Source organism: Cohnella sp. GCM10012308 (genome assembly GCF_042649185.1).
Taxonomy (GTDB): Bacteria; Bacillota; Bacilli; order Paenibacillales; family Paenibacillaceae; genus Cohnella.
The window spans coordinates 99423-117140 of the sequence record NZ_JBHRYU010000025.1 but is presented as its reverse complement, the minus strand read 5'-3'; the positions used below and the strand labels follow the sequence as shown (position 1 = coordinate 117140).

General features: G+C 62.0%; 13 protein-coding genes. 11 read left to right on the top strand and 2 right to left on the bottom strand.

Translation table 11 applies throughout. From position 1 onward, the window contains the following. Nucleotides 1–434 precede the first annotated feature (434 nt). Complete coding sequence (locus tag ACFOTD_RS23460) at nucleotides 435–728, top strand: hypothetical protein (RefSeq protein ID WP_378122364.1); 294 nt, start codon at nucleotides 435–437, stop codon at nucleotides 726–728. Nucleotides 729–778: 50 nt separating this feature from the next. On the opposite strand, the gene ACFOTD_RS23455 is transcribed toward ACFOTD_RS23460, so the two are convergent. Then, nucleotides 779–1849: a LacI family DNA-binding transcriptional regulator gene (locus ACFOTD_RS23455; RefSeq protein ID WP_378122363.1), complete on the bottom strand. Its 1071-nt coding sequence runs from the start codon at nucleotides 1847–1849 to the stop codon at nucleotides 779–781. A 372-nt stretch (nucleotides 1850–2221) separates the two neighbouring features. Between ACFOTD_RS23455 and ACFOTD_RS23450 the strand changes: the two genes are divergently transcribed. The 6 genes from ACFOTD_RS23450 to ACFOTD_RS23425 all read left to right on the top strand — a co-directional run bounded on the left by ACFOTD_RS23450 (nucleotide 2222) and on the right by ACFOTD_RS23425 (nucleotide 12375). After that, on the top strand, nucleotides 2222–3850 hold the full coding sequence (locus ACFOTD_RS23450) for an ABC transporter substrate-binding protein (protein WP_378122362.1): 1629 nt from the start codon (nucleotides 2222–2224) through the stop codon (nucleotides 3848–3850). 87 nt (nucleotides 3851–3937) lie between these two features. Then, nucleotides 3938–4816 carry a carbohydrate ABC transporter permease gene (locus tag ACFOTD_RS23445; protein WP_378122361.1) on the top strand — a complete coding sequence of 293 codons (879 nt, stop codon included), beginning with the start codon at nucleotides 3938–3940 and terminating at the stop codon, nucleotides 4814–4816. A gap of 11 nt (nucleotides 4817–4827) precedes the next feature. After that, complete coding sequence (locus tag ACFOTD_RS23440; RefSeq protein WP_378122359.1) at nucleotides 4828–5643, top strand: carbohydrate ABC transporter permease; 816 nt, start codon at nucleotides 4828–4830, stop codon at nucleotides 5641–5643. A 37-nt stretch (nucleotides 5644–5680) separates the two neighbouring features. Next, entirely contained in the window at nucleotides 5681–7891 is a 2211-nt protein-coding gene (locus tag ACFOTD_RS23435) for an alpha-L-rhamnosidase C-terminal domain-containing protein (protein ID WP_378122358.1), read from the top strand. Beyond that, nucleotides 7888–11130 (top strand): glycosyl hydrolase, encoded by a 3243-nt coding sequence (locus tag ACFOTD_RS23430; RefSeq protein ID WP_378122357.1) that lies wholly within the window; start codon nucleotides 7888–7890, stop codon nucleotides 11128–11130. Before ACFOTD_RS23435 ends, ACFOTD_RS23430 begins: the two co-directional genes overlap by 4 nt. A gap of 18 nt (nucleotides 11131–11148) precedes the next feature. Continuing rightward, on the top strand, nucleotides 11149–12375 hold the full coding sequence (locus tag ACFOTD_RS23425) for an MFS transporter (RefSeq protein ID WP_378122356.1): 1227 nt from the start codon (nucleotides 11149–11151) through the stop codon (nucleotides 12373–12375). Nucleotides 12376–13180: 805 nt separating this feature from the next. Here the strand turns inward: ACFOTD_RS23425 and ACFOTD_RS23420 are convergent. Continuing rightward, entirely contained in the window at nucleotides 13181–13918 is a 738-nt protein-coding gene (locus tag ACFOTD_RS23420; RefSeq protein WP_378122375.1) for an IclR family transcriptional regulator, read from the bottom strand. A 284-nt stretch (nucleotides 13919–14202) separates the two neighbouring features. Here ACFOTD_RS23420 and pxpB point away from each other — a divergent pair, with 284 nt between their 5' ends. From pxpB to ACFOTD_RS23400, 4 genes are read left to right on the top strand one after another with little or no spacing between them, the layout of a single operon-like run. Then, nucleotides 14203–14991 carry a 5-oxoprolinase subunit PxpB gene (gene pxpB / locus ACFOTD_RS23415; RefSeq protein ID WP_378122355.1) on the top strand — a complete coding sequence of 263 codons (789 nt, stop codon included), beginning with the start codon at nucleotides 14203–14205 and terminating at the stop codon, nucleotides 14989–14991. Continuing rightward, the gene (locus ACFOTD_RS23410) at nucleotides 14988–16016 is read left to right on the top strand and encodes a 5-oxoprolinase subunit C family protein (RefSeq protein WP_378122354.1); all 1029 of its coding nucleotides are present in this window, start codon (nucleotides 14988–14990) and stop codon (nucleotides 16014–16016) included. Before pxpB ends, ACFOTD_RS23410 begins: the two co-directional genes overlap by 4 nt. A 4-nt stretch (nucleotides 16017–16020) precedes the next feature. Continuing rightward, entirely contained in the window at nucleotides 16021–16812 is a 792-nt protein-coding gene (locus ACFOTD_RS23405; protein WP_378122353.1) for an ABC transporter ATP-binding protein, read from the top strand. Continuing rightward, a complete protein-coding gene (locus ACFOTD_RS23400) occupies nucleotides 16812–17609 on the top strand; it encodes an ABC transporter permease (protein ID WP_378122352.1) in 798 nt (265 codons plus the stop codon). Before ACFOTD_RS23405 ends, ACFOTD_RS23400 begins: the two co-directional genes overlap by 1 nt. Nucleotides 17610–17718 lie beyond the last annotated feature (109 nt).

The following is a 17718-nucleotide window of genomic DNA, read 5'->3' as shown; positions in this document are numbered from 1 at the left end:
CCTGATGCCAGAACCGCTAGCCAACGTCCTTAACCGATGTTCCTGGCCAACACTCCACCTGATGTCCCAACCGCTGAGTAACGACCCTAATCGATGTCCCTGGCCAACGCTCCAACTGATGCCCGAACCGCTAGCCAACGTCCTTAACCAACGTTTACTGCAAAAGAGATGAAGCAGAGCGCCGCTCTGTCTCATCTCTTTTTTTATAATTCATTAATCAAGTCCGCAAGATCGGGACCAGTGATAAATTGAGATCGAGATCGAGAGTGAGGAAAGGTCTTCGTTTGCTTCCTGACTCGGACGGCGGCGAATCGTGGACGGGGAAGCGTGGTTTTGGCGCGCCGGAGCTTCTTTACGCGTTTTACGCGTAGAAAACCTGCATTTATACATGTATTTTCTGCCGACAAACGGCGGGTGTTGGAATACCTGCAAATATGCAGGTTATTTTCAAATACGAGCCGGAAATCCGGCTGATGGAGGAAAATAACTGCATTTTCTCATCTTTTATGCCAAAAAGGGTCGTCATCAGCAAAAATAGATGTATATTTGCAGGCTTTGCGACGAAAGAACGACGCGAGGGAGCTACGGTCGGCAGCTCCATCGGAACGGCTGTCAGCCGCGCCGCCGGGACAGCTGTCAGCCGCGCCACCGGAACGGCTGTTGGCCATGTCAGCGGAACAGCAGTCGGCTGCTCGCGCGAATCCCGTTCCGGATTTCCGCCAAACTAAAATGACCGTCAGAGCGATCTGCGATCGTCCCTGACGGTTCACTTACACGCTTACGCCTCGTCCGTCTCCGCCTTCACGTCGCCTGCCGAAGCGACCGCGCGTCCACCGCAGCTCTCGCGCACGATCAGTTCGGAGGGGATGACGACGTTTTGCGGGGCACGGTCTTTTTTGCGGCCGAGCAGCTTCAGCATGAGACGCGCGCCTTCCTTGCCGATCTCGTACAGATTGGTCGTGGCGGAGGAGATGCCGTACTTGACGGCGGCGGCGCTGTTCTCGAAGCTGACGATCGCGAGGTCGCCGGGCACCGAGGTGCCGTGCGCCCGGGCGTAGTCGATGACGCCGACCGCTTGCGCATCCCGCCCCGCGACGAGTGCCGTGGGCGGCTCCTTCAGCGTCAGGAAGCGCTCCGCGGCCTTGTAGCCGCTCTGTTCCTTTTCGTCGCCGATGTACAAATAGTCGTCCCTAAGCCGCAGTCCCGCTTCCTCCATCGCGTCCTTGAAGCCCTCGTACCGGTCTTCGCATACCAGGTAATTGAGCGGTCCGGGACTGATGAAGGCGACCCGGCGATGCCCGAGCCTGAGCAGATGGCGCGTGTTTTTATACGAGATCTCGTAATTGTCCACGTCCACCGAATTGACGCGGTTCGCTTGGCTGTTGCTCCCTACGATGACGACGGGGAAGTTCTGTTCGGTCAACTCCTCGATCGTCTGAAAATCGTGCTCGGGCAAGCAGACCAGCACGCCGTCCATCGCCCGCTCGCGCATCAGCTTGACGAGCTTGGGTGTCTTGGTCTTATGGCCGAGACTGTCCCAAGCGAGCAGCAGGTTGTAATCCTTGTGATCGAGCACCTCGCCAATCCCCTGCAGCAGGCCGTTGAAGTCATTGTTGCCGGAAAAGGAGAAGAAGTCGGTGGCGGGATGCGGCGTGAACAGACAGACGCTGTTTGTCTTGCGCGTCACGAGTCCGCGTGCCGCGGAATTCGGCTGATAGTTCAGCCGCTTGATGACTTCCATAATGCGCGCCTTCGTCTCGGGAGCGACGGGCGCCGTGCCGTTAAACGCGAACGAGACGGTCGAGATGGAGACGCCGGCTTCCCGCGCAATATCTTTGATTGTGACCATCGGCTACAACCTCGCTAAAAACGTTTTTATCAATATAACATAAATCATGCGAATTAAGGCATCGAATTCATCCAAGCATGCCGATTTTGGCGGCGTTTTAATAGTCGTTTTACTCGAAAATCCTTATGCGACGCGGTTTTTTTAAATAATAAAAACGTTTTATTTTAATGTTGAGAACACGTTGCGGAAAATGATATGCTGAATGTGCAAGGAAAAAGAAAGGGCTTACAGCGCGGAAAACGAGCACGGGGGATATCGTCAACGGAGACGAATTCCGTAATCGCAGCATTTTTTCTCGAATTTTAGCGCTGTATGGCACCGGTGTATAAAAACGTTTTATTAAAAACTCATTTGGAAAGGGGAACTTCACAAATGAATGTTCGTCAAAAAACGGCTTTGCTGCTCGCTTCCTCGCTCGCCGTCGCATCACTCTCCGCCTGCTCGGGCTCGAAAGACAACGGCAACGCTTCGCCCTCGGCTTCGGACGCAGGAACGTCGCCATCCGTATCCGCCTCCGGATCGGCCTCCGCTACGGCCGGCGAGCCCAAAGCCAAGAAGACGATCGTGTTCTCCACGATCACCAACTACTATACGGCAGGCCTCCAGCTGGCGGCGGAAGATTACCAGAAGCTTCATCCGGAGACGACCGTCAAGATCGACATCGTGTCCGACAATACGACCTACCAGACTTCCTTCCAGGCCAAAATGGCGGCAGGCGGCGACGATGCGCCGGATATCGTGCACGCCAACCTGCTCGGCGATACGCCTGCCAACAACGTGAAGAAAGGCTACATCCTGAAGCTGAACGATTTCGTGAAGGCGCCCAATGCCTACAACAACGGCACGACGCTTTACGACGGCATCAACGGCGATTACTGGCCGTACGCGTACACTGCAGACGGCGACATCTTCATGCTGCCGTTCGATCTCGTCGGCACGGGCTTCTATTACAACAAAGATTTGTTCGCGAAGGCGGGCATTACCGAGGTGCCGGCAACCTGGGAGGACCTGTTCGCCGACCTGCAGAAGCTCAAGGATCAGAAGATCATTCCGCTCTCGATGTCGCAAGCGACCGGCTCCGACTACGAAGGCTGGATGGTGGGCGCGTTCGAGGACTGGGCGAACCGTTCGCTGATTCCCGACATCCTCGTGCAGCCGGGCGACGCCCGCAACACGCCGGAGGTCGAAGCGATCAACGGCAAAGTCAAATACGATCCGAACGATCCGTTCTTCGACATCGGCGCGGTCGTCGACGCAGAGCGCACGATGGCGCTGTGGAAGTCGGGCAAATACGATCCGGTGGGGCCGGCGGAGCAGAAAATTTGGTCCACGCTTAAGCAGTTGTCCACGTATTTGCAGCCTGGCTACGCGACGATGAAGGACGCCGACGCTTACCAGCTGTTCATCTCGGGCAAGGCGGCCGCTTACTGGAACGGCAGCTGGCAAGTCGGCCAGATCCTCAAGGATCAGCAGGCGCTGGGCGACAAGGGCTTCGAATGGGGCACCTTCAAGTTCCCGGGCTTCAAGGAAGCCGATCCGAACTTCCCGGGCGATCCGCGCGGCATCCTCGTCCCCGGACACCAGATCGCCGTCACCAACAAGAAGGACGCCGACACGGTCGCGCGCGCCGAAGACTTCCTGCAATTCCTGTACTCGCCGGAGGAAGCGCAAAAGGTGTTCACGACGACGATCGACGCCGGCCAGTTCGTGCAGGGACCGAGTCTCGTCAAGGGCGTCACGCTGCCCGATGTCGTCAATTCGTACCTGGACGGCTTTAAGGTCGCAGGCAACATGAACGGTTCGATCGGCCAGATCGCCAACGGCAACCCGGCAGCCGAGCCCAACGCCACGGCCGAAGGGAAGTCGCTCGAGCTGCAATACTACAACGACAAGATTACGCTCGAGCAGTTCCTGCAGAAGAAAGCGGAATACACGAAAAAGACCAACGAGAAGTACATCGCGGACAACAAATTCGACCTCGATCCCAAGACCAACCCCTAAACCCGCGCGCAAGCGGTCCGGCGGGCGCCCGATGGCGCTCCCGGCCGCTTTGGCCGGCGCGAGTCCCGTTTCAAAGGAGCTGATGCCATGAATACGGCGCGATGGAAACGATACGGGCTATCCTATTTATTTCTATTGCCCTCTTTTTTGTTTATCGTCGTCTTCCTTTACTATCCCGTCATCCTCGCGTTTTTCCATTCATTCACCGATTGGAATCTCGTGCAGTCCAAGTGGACCGGCCTGCATAACTTCCGGACCATGTTCAGCGATTCGAGCTTTCGGACAGGCGCCGTCAACCAGGTTATATACACGCTGACGGACGTCGTCAAAGCGATCGTGTTCCCGCTGCTCGCCGCGGAGCTGATCTTCTTGATCGGCGGGCCGAGGATCAAATATACGTTCCGAACCGGCTTCATTTTGCCCATGCTGCTTCCCGGCATCGTGACGATCCTGCTGTGGCAGAACATTTACGACCCGAACAACGGTCTGCTGAACCAGCTACTTACGCTGGCAGGCCTGGAGAGCTGGGTTCACGCATGGCTTGGCGAAGACAGCACCGCGCTATGGGCCATCGTCTTCTACAACTTTCCGTTTATCGCCGGCCTTCCGTTCCTGATCTTCTACGCGGCGATCGGCAACATGAGCCAGGAGCAGATCGAGGCGGCCCGGATCGACGGCGCGAACGGCTGGCAAGTGTTCACCCGGATTCATCTGCCGTTTCTTGTGCCTCAATTCAAGGTGGTGACCATTCTGACGATCATCGGCAGCCTTCAAGACTTCGTCAAGATCATGGTCATGACGGGCGGCGGCCCGGGCGTCGCGACGACCAACCCGGCGATGATCATGTACAACGCCGCGTTCGGCAGCTCGCAGTACGGCTACGGATCCGCGATCGGCGTCTCGTTGTTCCTCGTTATTCTCGCGCTGACGCTATTTAATATGAAGTTTCTCAAAACCGACTACTAGGAGGTCCTGCCATGACCGCGCGCTTGTCGAAATGGGCGGGCTCCGCCGTGCTTGTTGCGCTTCTCGTCGCCACGCTCGTGCCCTTTTTACTGCTGATCTACTTTTCCTTCAAGGACCAAATCGAGATTCTCGTCGATTTCTGGGGTCTGCCGTCCGCGCTCAAATGGGAAAATTATTCGGCCGCCTGGAACGCCGTCAAAGCCAGCATCGGCCATTCGCTATACGTCTGCTTCGTCACCGTACTGGGCGCCGTGCTGCTCGGTTCGCTGTCCGGCTTTGTTTTCGCCCGGCACCGCTTCCCGCTTCGCGGCTTGCTATACCTGATGCTGATCGGCGTCATGATGATTCCCTCGCTGCTCAACATCGTGCCGCTTTACTCGATTATCAATAACCTGGGCTTTACGAACAGCTACCTGGGCCTCATTCTGCCCTACATCGCGGGCACGCAGCTGCTCGGCATCATGCTGTGCCGCACCTTTTACGAGTCGCTGCCTCAGGAGCTGTTCGAGGCGGCACGGATCGACGGAGGCGGCGAGTTCTACGTCTATTCCCGAATCGCGCTGCCGCTTAGCCTGCCGATTCTCGTCACCGTCGCCATCGTCACTTTCCTTTCAGTATACAGCGATTACCTGTGGCCGTTTATCGTGCTGAGCCAGGAGCACCAGACGTTCACGATGGCCGCGGTCGGACTCAACCGGTCGGGACGGACGGACATCGGGCTGTCCTTCGCCGCCTATATCATCGGCAGCGTGCCGACGATCCTGCTCATTCTGTTCGGCATGAAGTACTACATCGAAGGCATGGTCACCGGCGCCGTGAAGGCGTGAGCGCGTACCGAATTGCCCGGAAAGAGGCTGACTGACCTTGGACATCGCAAACAATCGCGCACTTCCCAAGTGGATCTGGCACCCGGAACGCCATCAACAACGCAGCTTGACGCTGACCGCGCATCTGAATGCGGACGCGCCCATCGAGGGCGCCGTATTTCGCGTGGCGCTCACTGGCGAGGCCGTCGTCCGCTGGAACGGCGCCATCGTCGGCCGAGTCGCCGAATCGCCGGCCGCGGCAGCGGCGTTTGCGGGCGTCGCCGGGTTTCCCGCGTCAATCCCGGCGGGCAGGCATACGCTGAGCGTCGAGATCGAGGCGAATGACGTTTATCCGATCGCGGACGTTAACGCCTATCTGCACGCGCGCACGGTCGGTTTTATCGGATTCGTAGAAGGAGCGGGGCTGTGGCTGCCGAGCGGCGAGGACTGGCTCGCGGATGGCGAGCGCGCCGACGTCGTCGCGCTGCTCGGCGAGGAGCCGTTCGGTGACCTCGAATCGTCGCCGGATTGGTTCGTGCGCGGCGGCTACGGCGACATCGTCTCGCTGCCGCTGGAAGATCCGACCGTGCAGGAGCGCTCGGGCGTGGACGCTTCGCCGGCGGGCGATGGCGCATGGCGCTTCGGCGGCACGCTCGCCGGAACCGGCGGGGCGCCGCTCGAAGATCCGGTGCCGGAGCGCCTGGAATGGTTCTACCATCTCCGCAAGCAGAACGAATGGACGCTCCGCCGCGCGGCGCAGCGGCGGCTCGATCTCGCCGCTCTGCCGCAGGCGACCGTCGATCTCGGGCGCGAGCACAATGCGCGGATCCGGCTCGTTAACGAGGGCGCCTCGGCGTTGACCGTGCTCTGGAACGGCGCGGAATCGATGCAGGAGCTGGAGCGTTATGACGGCTGTATCACCGAATGGTTCGGCGCCGGACCGGGGGAGTCGCTTCATACGCTGCCGCAGGGCATGCGCTTCGTGCGCCTGTTTTTCCTCGGCGAGGCGGGAACGGCGTTCGCCGCATCCGTCCGGTTCGAGGCGGTGCAGGTCGCGCTGGAGCAGACCGGCTCGTTCGCGTCCGCCGAGACCCGTTTGCCGCTTATCTACGACGTATCCGCCCATACGAGCCGGATCTGCCATCAGATCGGGCTCTGGGACGGCATCAAGCGCGACCGGCTCAACTGGACGTTCGACCTGTACATGGCGGCGCGCTCGTGCTATTTCCTGTGGGACGACACAGCCGTCATCCGGCGCGCGCTCCGCGAGCTGGGCGAGGGTACGCCGCGGGGCAAATGGATGAACGGCATCTGCGAATACACGCTATGGTGGATTCAGGCCGTAGCCGAATATGTTTTTTATACGGGCGACCGCGAATTTGCGCTGGAGCTGGGCGAGCCGCTGCGGCGTCATGCGGGATGGGTGTTCGAAAACGCGGATGAAACGACGGGCCGTCTGTCGCCGGAGGGCAGCATCCTGATCGAATGGGTGCCGCTCACCGAGGAGGAACGGGCTTCGGGTCTGCAAGCGATTTACGGCATGACGCTCTCCGCGCTAGGCAGGCTGTCGGCGGATCTGCCGGCGCTCGGTCTTGGACGTCTGCCTCCGCAGCCGCTGACGCACGAGGACGAATTCATGCGCCCGGACAATCGGCTGGCGGTCAAGGTACTCGGCATCTCGGCCGGGATGGTGGGCGAGGAGCGTGCGCGGGCGTTTTTATCGAGCTACGAGCTGCGCGATCCGGTGACGCCGCTATCCGCGTACCAGTTTGCCGAATGCTGTTCGCGGTACGGCATGCACGATCGCGCTTACGGCATCATCGAGCGGATCTGGGGCGGCATGCTCGACCGGGGCGCCACGACTTTCTGGGAGACCTACACCGATTCATATGCCGGAGACGATTACCACGACGCGCTGACAACGTACGAATCTTATGGCTCGTATCGGATCAGCCTGTGCCATTCCTGGTCGAGCACGCCGGTCAAGTGGATCTCCGAGACGGTGCTGGGCGTGACGTGCCTGTCGCCCGGGTTCGCTGCGGTTCGCTTCGAGCCGACGGCGGTCGGCGGAATCTCGCGCTGCTCGGGCACGGTGCACACGCCGCGCGGTACGATCGCCGTCTCCTGGCGGCGCGAGACGGGAGGAGAATTGACGGGCGAGATTCATGTTCCGGAAGGCGTGGAGGTCGTCGTCGCAGGCGTCGCGGCGCTGGTCCGCCGGGGCGGAGAAGCGCTGGAGGCGCAGTCGGAGAGGAGCGGATCGAGATGAGCGACTTGCTGCAGCAACAGTTCGAACGTCCGCCTGTGGATTACCGCGGCAAGCCGTTCTGGTCCTGGAACGGCGAGCTGGGACAGGATGAGCTGATCCGGCAGATCGGCGTTCTCAAGGAGATGGGCTTCGGCGGCTTCTTCATGCATTCGCGTACGGGACTGGCGACCGAATATATGGGCGAGGATTGGATGGGGCTGATCAACGCGTGCGCGGACGAGGCCGAGCGGCTTGGCATGGAGGCGTGGCTGTACGACGAGGACCGCTGGCCGAGCGGGACCGCCGGCGGCCTCGTTACGCGGGAGCCCGCTTACCGCCGGAAGTTCATCCGGCTGCGCGTCTGCGGCGCGGAGGAATTCGTCGCGCCGCAAGAGCCGCCGCTGGCATTGTTCGAGTGCGCGCTGGACGGACTGGCAGCGAGCGAGGTGCGGCAGCTTGCGGACGGAGAGCGGCCCGCGCCAGGCCGGCGGGCGCTTTGTTTCACCGTCGAAGAGCAGGCGAGCGAGAGCTTCTATAACGGCTACACATACGTAGACACGATGAACCGCGAGGCCGTGGACCGCTTTATCGAGCTGACCCATGAAGCCTACAAGGGTGCGTGCGGCGACCGGCTGGGTCGCTCCATCAAAGGCATTTTCACCGACGAGCCTCATCGCGGCGCGCTGATGGACGGCTTCGGGCTCGCCAATTCCGACCCGGAATGGCTCGCTCCCTGGACGGCATCGTTGTTCGACCGCTTCCGGGAGCGATTCGGCTACGACTTGGCCCCGCGTCTGCCGGAGCTGTTCCTGCAGGTTGACGGCGCCGTCTCGCAGGTCAAGTGGCATTATGCAGAGCTGCTGACCGAGCTGTTCATGGAAAACTTCGCGAAGCCGATCGGCGACTGGTGCGAGGCGAACGGGATCGCATTGACTGGACACACGCTGCACGAGGACAGCCTGACGGCCCAGACCGCGATGGTCGGCTCGGTCATGCGCTTTTACGAGCATATGAGCCATCCGGGCGTGGACGTGCTGACCGAGGGCAACGTCAACTACTGGATCGTCAAGCAGCTCTCGTCCGCGGCGCGCCAGCTCGGCCGGCCATGGATGATGTCCGAGCTGTACGGCTGCACGGGCTGGCAGATGACGCTGCAAGGACACAAGGCGGTCGGCGACTGGCAGGCACTGCTTGGCATCAACCTCCGCTGCCATCACCTTTCCTGGTATACGATGGCTGGCGAGGCCAAGCGCGACTACCCGGCGAGCATTTTCTACCAGTCCGCCTGGTGGAGGCAGTACGAGACCGTCGAGACGTACTACGCACGGCTCGGATTCTTGCTGTCGCAGGGAGAGCCCGCCTGTGAGCTGCTCGTCGTCCATCCGGTCGAAAGCCTCTGGTGCCAGACATATCCCGGCTGGTCGCGCGGCCTTTTCGCGGTATCGCCGGCGGTCCAGGAGCTCGAGCGCAAGTTCGAGGCGCTGTACCATCTGCTGGCGGGCGAGAGAATCGACTTCGACTACGGCGACGAGGAAATGATGTCAAGGCTGGCATGCGTCGAAACGGGGGAAGACGGCACGCCGCGCCTTCGGGTCGGCCGCGCGGTCTATCGCGCGGTGCTCGTGTCCGGCATGACGACGATCCGGGGCGATACGCTGCGGCTGCTGGAGCAGTTCGCGGCGGCGGGCGGTCGGGTCGTGTTCGCGGGCGAGGCGCCCGTCTACGTGGACGCGCTGCCGAGCGAGAGTTGCGCCGCATTCGCCGCTGGCGGGCTGGCGGTTCGGTGCGAGACGGCGGAGCTGGCGGAGCTGCTTCGCGCAGGTACTGGCTTCGGCGCGATTGTGACCGCGCGGGGCGCGGGCGGCGAACCGCTGCCGGACATTCACGCGCAGGTTCGCCGGATAGACAGCCGGACGGTCGCGGTCTTGATGAACATGGACAGGGTGAATGAGCTGCACAATGTCACGATTCGTCTGCCGGCGCCGGTCGGCGGAGCGGGAGCGAACGACGCGGGCGTCGAGGAGTGGAGCTGCCTTACGGGCGAGCGCTTCGCCGTGGAGGCGGTTCGCGAGGGCGGCGAGCTTGTCGTGACGACGGATTTTACGCCGTCCGGCGAGCGCGTTTTTGTCGTGACCGGCAGGAAGGACGCCTCCGAGGGGGCGCTGCCTGCGGCTGTTCGGCTTGCCGACGCCGCGGAGGTGCCGCTTCAAGGGCCGTTCGCCTATGCGCTGGAGGAGCCTAACGTTTGCGTGCTGGACCGGGCCGAATGGCGCTTGGACGACGGCGAATGGCGTCCGGCCGACGAAGTGCTGCGGATCGACGTCGCAGCGCGCCGCGAGCTCGGACTGCCGCTGCGGGCCGGCGACATGATCCAGCCTTGGTATCGGCGCAAATATATGGCCGAATCCGCGGGGGGGAGCGCACGGCTGTCGCTGCGCTTTGCATTCGAAGTCGAGGTGCCGCCTCAGGGCGAGCTGTATCTGGCGGCGGAGCGGCCCGAGCTGCTTGAGATCAAGCTGAACGGCGTCAGGATCGATACATCGGCAGCGGAAGGATGGTGGATCGATCCTTGCTTCGTCAAGCTGCGCATCGCGCCTGAGCGGCTGCGGCAGGGCGGCAACCTGCTTGAGGTATCGACGGACTTGCACGCCGAGTTCGACCTGGAGAACCTGTACCTGCTCGGCGGCTTCGGCGTCGTCCTGAACGGCACGCAACCGACGCTGACGCGATTGCCGGAGCGGCTTGCAGCGGGAGAAATTGCCGGGCAAGGACTGCCTTTTTACGGCGGGGCAATCACGTACAGGATAGGCCGGGAAGAAGTGGCGAGCGCGACTGCGACGCTCGGAAAGGCGCATGCCGGCGGCGAACTGTACGCCGCGTTCGGCGAAGGCGCAGCCGCGATCGTCGTGCGGGAAGTTGAAGCGGAAACGGAAGCGGTAAGAGAAGCGGAAGCGGTACGAGAGGCGGGCGCTGGCGCGGGCGGCGAGACGGAAGCCGTGTCGCGCACCGTAGTCTGGCATCCGTACGAGGTGCCGGTCTCGGGCGAAAGCGAGCTTGAGGTGAAATGGGTGCTGACCCGGCGCAACACGTTCGGACCGCTCCATCAGCTGCCGATTCTAACGCCATATTATGCGCCTGGCAACTGGCTCACGGAGGGCGAGGCATACAGCGAGGCGTACGCGCTCGTGCCGGCGGGGCTGGCGGCGCCCCGCTTGCGATTGAAACTGCCCGCGCAAGCGCGGACCCCAAGCGGGGCATAGCGGGGAGGGGGAGTCGGCATGAGCGGAGCCGACGAACGAGCGTCCGGCGCGCTTGCGCCTGGCGCGGCGCACGCGCTGCTGCGCAGAAACTGGCGGATCGACATCGCGGCCGCGGTCGTGAACAGCCTTTGCATAGGCATGATTGTCCCTTATCTCGCGGTGATGGCGCTCCGCTTCGGCGGGGGCGCCTGGCATACGGCCGCGATCGCTTCCGCTGCCGCGGCAGCGAATTTGCTGGCGATATTTTGGGGGAAGCTTACGGCGGGATACGGCAAGGTGAGGCTCGTCTTCCTGTTCCACGGAGCGGCCCGGCTTGCGCTGCTGCCGATGGCTTTCGTAAGCGATCCGATGTCGCTGGCCTTGTTGACGCTGCTCTTTTTTTCGCTCCAGGGCGTGGCGACGCCCGCTTATGTGGGTCTCATGCGGTCCATCTACCCGGAAGGTAAGCGGGCGACGTACATGTCCATCGTCCGGGTGTCCGCGGGGCTGGCGACGCTTGCGGGGACCTATGTGTCGGGCAAATGGCTGGCGGACGACTTTCGCACGGCAGCGATCGTCGGATTCGCTCTCGGCGTCGTCGGCATTTGCATGTTCGCGCGCATTCGCGAACCGGAGACGACGCAAGAGGAGAAGGCCGCTTCCGGGGGGACGCGCTGGACGGAGACGCTCTCCGCCCTTCGCGCGGACCGCAGCTTCAAGCTGCTGCTCGCCGGCGTGTTTATATACGAGTTTTTCATGCTGCTGCCGGCATCCGTCTACCCGGTCTATCAGGTTGGGAAAATGAACCTCGACAACGGGCAGATTGGATTAATCAGCATGGCGACGACGGCCGCCGCGCTGTTGTTCAATCCAATCTGGGGGCATGCCATCGACAAGCGCACGGCGATACCAGTCCTGTCCTGGTGCGCGGCGGCGGGCACGCTGCTGCCCCTGGCCTATTGGCTGCTGCCGGGCTTCTGGCCTGCAGCAGCCGGCGCGTTCGCGGTTGGGATCGCTTCATCGGGCATGGACCTGGCGTGGATGAACTATCTGTCCCGCTCGTCGGGGCGCTATCTGTCTTCCTTCAGCGGCATTTATTTGTCGCTGGTCGGCTTCAGGGGCATCGCCGCGCCGCTCATCGGGGCCGCGCTGGCCGAGCAGGCGGGCCTTCCGGTCGTGTTCGCCCTATCTTTCTTTGCGGGCTGGGCGGCGCTTGTGCCGTTCCTGCTGCTGCTCCCGTCCGTACGCGGCAAGGTTGGGAAATAGCTCGAAGGCCAAGTAAAGAGAGCTGTCCTATCAGTCATGAACATGACTGAGGGGCGGCTCCTTTTCTATTTTTGCGGCGATTCGTAAGCGGGAAGATGGGGAGGCGGGAATGCGGGAATGGGGAAATGCTGGTAGGCGGGGAGGTGAGAATGTGGGAATGCGGGAATGCGGGAATGCGGGAATGGGGAAATGCGGGTATGTGGGGAGGTGAGAATGTGGGAATGCGGGAATGGGGAAATGCTGGTAGGCGGGGAGGTGAGAATATGGGAATGTGGAATGCGGTTAGGCGGGGGAGCGCGCACTCGGCATGACGGAGCTTTTCGGACGTGCTGCGGGTCGAAAAACCTGCATTTGTACAGGCATTTTCTTCGGATCAAAGACACGCGATGGAAAAGATGCAAATGTGCAGGTAAATTCAAGGCACAAGCCGGAAATGGGGCTGGGGAAGAAAAAAAGATGTACGTTCGCATGTATTTAGTCAAAAAGGGGCGAGATCGGCGAAAAAAGATGTAGATTTGCAGGCTTTGCGGTGAGACGGTGACGGCGGGGCATCCCGTCCACCGCGGACTGGCGAGGCAGACGGTGGCGGCGGGCATCCCGTCCACCGCGGACTGGCGAGGCAGACGGTGGCGGCGGGCATTCCATCAGCGGCGGACGGGCGAGAGGACCGGTGGCGCTGGGCATTCCATCGGCGGTGGACGGGCGTGCAGATGGCGGCGGGGCATCCCGCCCGCCGCGGACGGGATAGAGGACGATGGCGGCGCGTGCGGGTTTTTGAGCACGCCTCCGGCCGCGATCGCCTCCGCTACAGCGTGATCGGCGGCCCCGCGTAGCCGAGCTTGCGCGAGATGTCGTAGGCCGTCTGCTTGACGGTGCGGATCAGCTCGGGCAGGCGGTCTTCGCCGAACCGGACCTCCGGTCCGGCGATGCTGAGTCCGGCCGCCATCCGTCCTGCGTGATCGAAGATGGGGGCGCACAATTCCGCCGTGTAGTTCTCCAATTCCGAGCGGCTGAAGCTGTACCCCGTTTTTCTGGTCGATGCCAGCGTATCGCGCAGCTTGTCCATGCTGACGATCGTGCCGTCCCCGATTTTCTCGAGCTCGACCTCGCCCAGGTAACGTTCCCGCTCCGCATCCGGCATGAAGGCCAGCAATATTCTCGAGGAGGCGCCGGCGTAGAGCGGCGCCTTTCTGCCGATCTTGGTGAACAGCCGCACGGGATGGTCGGTGTCCAGCTTCTCGACATACATGGAAAAGTCGCCGTCGCGAACGGCGAGATGGACGGCTTCGTCGATGCCGTCCCGCAGCCGCAGCATGTCGGGGGCGGCGACATGGCGAATATCGAGCCGCTCCGCGACCAGGTTGCCGTATTGCAGAAACAGCAGGCCGAGCGAATATAGGCCGTCCTGATCCTTGGTCAGGAAGCCCATATCCGCGAGCGAGCCGATCATGCGGTGGGCGGAGGATTTGGGGACGCCGGACAAGCGAATGATGTCGTTCATGCTGAGTTTGGTATGATTTAAAAATAAATTCAATAGATCCATAGACTTGATAACCGTCTTGTTTTTGCTCTTGTTTTCCACGACTTCCTCCTGATTACCGCTCCGATTCGCGCCCGTCCCGCCGACATTCTTCGGTAAGTATAACCTGAACGGCCAACGCTTGGATATGCGATTGTTGTCGTCCGACGCCAAGATCGTAATTCCTGCTTGCTATTTTCTCATTACCTACTATAATGATCGTATTATATAGATTTGAAATTTGGGATTAACGTCCCGAAATTCGGGATTTTATAACATAGGCTTTATTATACAAGGTGATGATGAAATTGAAAGGGTTGGCCGAAAATTACGGCAAATACGGCGCGATCGAGGCGAAGCTGCTGCCGCTTGGCGATTCGGCGGTCACGGTGCAGCTCGGAGAGACGATCTGCAGGCAGACGCACGACCGGGTTAGGCAGCTAGCCGAGCATCTGGAGCGGCATCGTTTCCCCGGCATGATCGAATACGTGCCCGCCTTCTTGTCCGTGACGGTATACTTCGAGCCGTTCGAAGCGCTCGCGGGTCTCGGCATTCTGACCGATCCGACCGATTCTTCCGATCCATCCGGCAGCGCCGATCCGCTTGGCCTGGTCGCCGGGTGGCTCGGGGATCAGCTGGTCAAGCTGGAGGAAGCCGCGCAGACCACGCCCAGAGTGACGGAAATTCCGGTCTGCTACGGCGGAGAGCTGGGACCGGATCTGCCGGAGGTAGCGGCGGCTCACGGCTTGTCGGAGCAGGAGGTCGTCGAGATTCATGCCTCCGCCGACTATCTCGTCTACATGCTCGGCTTCGCGCCGGGCTTCGCCTACCTGGGCGGGCTGCCGCAGCGCATCGCCACGCCGCGCAGGCAGACGCCGCGACTCTCGATCCCCGCGGGCACCGTCGGCATCGCCGGCGACCAGACCGGCGTGTATCCGATCGCGACGCCGGGCGGCTGGCAGCTGATCGGCAAGACGCCGGAGCCGCTGTTCCTGCCGGACGCTACGCCGCCGACGCTGCTGCGGGCTGGGGATATCGTGCGGTTCAGACCGATCTCCCGAGAAGAATTCGATCGACGGGAGGCGGCGCGGGTATGAGCATGATCATGGTAAAGCCCGGGCTGTTGACGACGGTCCAGGACCTCGGCAGGCACGGCTCCCAGCAGTTCGGCGTGATCGTCGGCGGCGCGATGGACGCGTTCGCGATGCGGATCGCGAACCTGCTGGTCGGCAACGACGAGAACGCGGCGGGGCTGGAGATGACGATGCTCGGGCCGGAGATTTACTTTGCGGCGCCGGCGCTCATCTCCGTCTGCGGCGGCGACCTGTCTCCGCGGCTGAACGACAGGGATTTGCCGCTGTGGAAGACGGTCGTTGCGCCGGAAGGCAGCGTCCTGCGGTTCGGTCCCGCGAGGTTCGGCTGCCGCGCTTATCTGGCGATTGCGGGCGGCGTGGATGCGCCGACGAAGATGAACAGCCGCTCCACCTACCTGCGGGCGGGCATCGGCGGCTGGGAAGGAAGGGCGCTGCAAAAAGGCGACCGGCTTCCGGTCGGATCGCCCGCTCCGGCCAGCCGGGCGCTGGCGGCGCTGCTGGAGGACGAAGCGCTGGCGGACGGCGTCGCCTACAGCCGGTGGTCGGTCGCCCCGGATCTGCTGCCTGCGTATGCGGCGAACCCGGAGGTGCGGGCAGTTGCGGGACAAGAGCTGTCGCTGTTCGACGAGGACAGCGCGGAGCGGTTTTTCGCGGAGGCCTTCAAGGTCCGTACAGATTCGGACAGGATGGGCTACCGGCTGTCCGGCGAAGGAGAAGGCCTGCGGCTGCGGGAGCCGCGGGAGCTTGTCTCCTCGGCGGTGACGTTCGGGACGGTGCAGGTGCCGCCCGACGGCCAGCCGATCGTGCTCATGGCGGACCGGCAGACGACGGGCGGCTATCCGAAGATCGCGCAGGTCGCGTCCGTGGACTGGCCGCTGCTCGCCCAGACCAATCTGGGCGGCACGGTCCGGTTCCGGACCGTCTCCCTCGGCGAAGCGCAGCGACTTTATTTAACGCGGGAAAACGGAATTCGAACGCTGCGCAGCGGGTTGGAACGCATGCAAACCAGCGGGAACGGGAGGGTGTAAAGCCGTGGCAAAGGACAAGGAGCCTAAGCTCTCGATACGGGATCTGGCTGTTGAGTATCAATCGAAAGGGCAGCGGACCGTCGCGCTCCAGGGCGTCAACCTGGATGTGAAAGACGGCGAATTCGTCTCCGTCGTCGGACCGAGCGGCTGCGGGAAGTCGACGCTGCTCAAGGTGGCGGCCGGTCTGCTGCAGCCGGCGGCGGGAGCCGCCTATATCGACGGTCAGCCGATCGTCGACGTTCCCGACGGGGTCGGCATGGTGTTTCAGAACGACGCGTTGCTTCCCTGGAAGACGGTGCTCCACAATGTCCGGCTGCCGCTGGCGATCAAGGGGCTGCCCGACAAGGAGCAGGTCGCGGAAGCGAACCGGCTGCTGAAAATGGTCGGACTGGAGGGCTTCGCGAATTTCTATCCGAAGCAGTTGTCCGGCGGCATGCGCAAGCGGGTCGCGCTCGCGCGCACCTTTGCCTACGATCCGGACATCTACCTGATGGACGAGCCGTTCGGGCCGCTGGACGCCCAGACCCGCGTCAAGATCGGCGAGCAGTTCCTGCATATCTGGGAGTCGGTCGGCAAGAGCGTGCTGTTCATTACGCACGATATCGAGGAAGCGATCGCGCTGTCCGACCGCGTCATCGTCATGACGGACCGTCCCGGACGGATCAAGGCCGAGTTCGATATCCGGCTTGCGCGGCCCCGTCCTTTTTACGACATCCGGTTCGATCCGGTCTTCAAGGAACTGCAGAGGGAAATCTGGACGCAAATGTCCGGCGGCGGCACGGGAGGGATCGGCTGATGGCTGCAACATCGAAGCGCGCGAACCGCTCCGGGTTCCGCGAACGCGAATATTCGAAGACATCCGTATGGCTCGGCCGGATCGTCGTGTTTGTGCTGCTGATCGGCGCATGGGAGCTGCTGTCCGGCCGCGCGTTCAACGCGTTCTGGCTGAGCAAGCCTTCGCTCATCGGCCGCCGGATCGTCGAGATGCTCGGCGACGGGGATCTGTGGTATCACATGAGCGCGACGCTGCAAGAGGCGATCGCGGGGCTTGCGATCGGGATGGTCGGCGGCACGCTGCTCGGCATCGGCCTCGCGTTCAGCGGCATTTTCGAGCGATGGATTTATCCGTATATGATGGCGCTCTACAGCCTGCCTCGCGTATCGCTGGCGCCGCTGTTCATCGTATGGTTCGGTATCGGGCTTTCCTCCAAGATTCTGATGGTCGTGGCGATGGTCATCTTCGTGGCTTTCTACAATGCGTTCGAAGGGATGCGCAACATCGACAAAGACCTCATGGACATGATGAGCACGTACAAAGCCAAGTGGTCGCACAAGCTGCGCTGGGTCGTATTTCCGTCGATAACCGTCTGGATTCTGACCAGCATCCGGCTCAACATCGGCATGGCGCTGATCGGCTCGGTCATCGCGGAGCTGGTGGGCTCCAACCGGGGGCTCGGCTATTACATCACGTATTCCTCGAACATGCTCGATACGACGGGCATTTTCACAGGACTCGTGCTGATCATGCTGATCGCCGTCTTACTCGAGCAGTGCGTGCTGCTGCTGGAGCGCGTGCTGCTCAGGCACCGCTAAGCGGACTGCCGGGCAAGCTTCTCATTTTTACAAGACCCTACATCACGCTGGACCCGACAAACGGAGCGGCTTGATATACATTCCAAAGCAAGCTCTACAATCCAGAGGA

What these genes read in the sequence shown, in the direction of transcription:
- ACFOTD_RS23460 (WP_378122364.1), top strand. Translation starts at nt 435, where the DNA reads ATGCAGGTTATTTTCAAATACGAGCCGGAAATCCGGCTGATGGAGGAA.
- ACFOTD_RS23410 (WP_378122354.1), top strand. Translation starts at nt 14,988, where the DNA reads ATGAGCATGATCATGGTAAAGCCCGGGCTGTTGACGACGGTCCAGGAC.
- ACFOTD_RS23425 (WP_378122356.1), top strand. Translation starts at nt 11,149, where the DNA reads ATGAGCGGAGCCGACGAACGAGCGTCCGGCGCGCTTGCGCCTGGCGCG.
- ACFOTD_RS23420 (WP_378122375.1), bottom strand. Translation starts at nt 13,918, where the DNA reads ATGGATCTATTGAATTTATTTTTAAATCATACCAAACTCAGCATGAAC.
- ACFOTD_RS23455 (WP_378122363.1), bottom strand. Translation starts at nt 1,849, where the DNA reads ATGGTCACAATCAAAGATATTGCGCGGGAAGCCGGCGTCTCCATCTCG.
- ACFOTD_RS23450 (WP_378122362.1), top strand. Translation starts at nt 2,222, where the DNA reads ATGAATGTTCGTCAAAAAACGGCTTTGCTGCTCGCTTCCTCGCTCGCC.
- ACFOTD_RS23400 (WP_378122352.1), top strand. Translation starts at nt 16,812, where the DNA reads ATGGCTGCAACATCGAAGCGCGCGAACCGCTCCGGGTTCCGCGAACGC.
- ACFOTD_RS23430 (WP_378122357.1), top strand. Translation starts at nt 7,888, where the DNA reads ATGAGCGACTTGCTGCAGCAACAGTTCGAACGTCCGCCTGTGGATTAC.
- ACFOTD_RS23440 (WP_378122359.1), top strand. Translation starts at nt 4,828, where the DNA reads ATGACCGCGCGCTTGTCGAAATGGGCGGGCTCCGCCGTGCTTGTTGCG.
- ACFOTD_RS23445 (WP_378122361.1), top strand. Translation starts at nt 3,938, where the DNA reads ATGAATACGGCGCGATGGAAACGATACGGGCTATCCTATTTATTTCTA.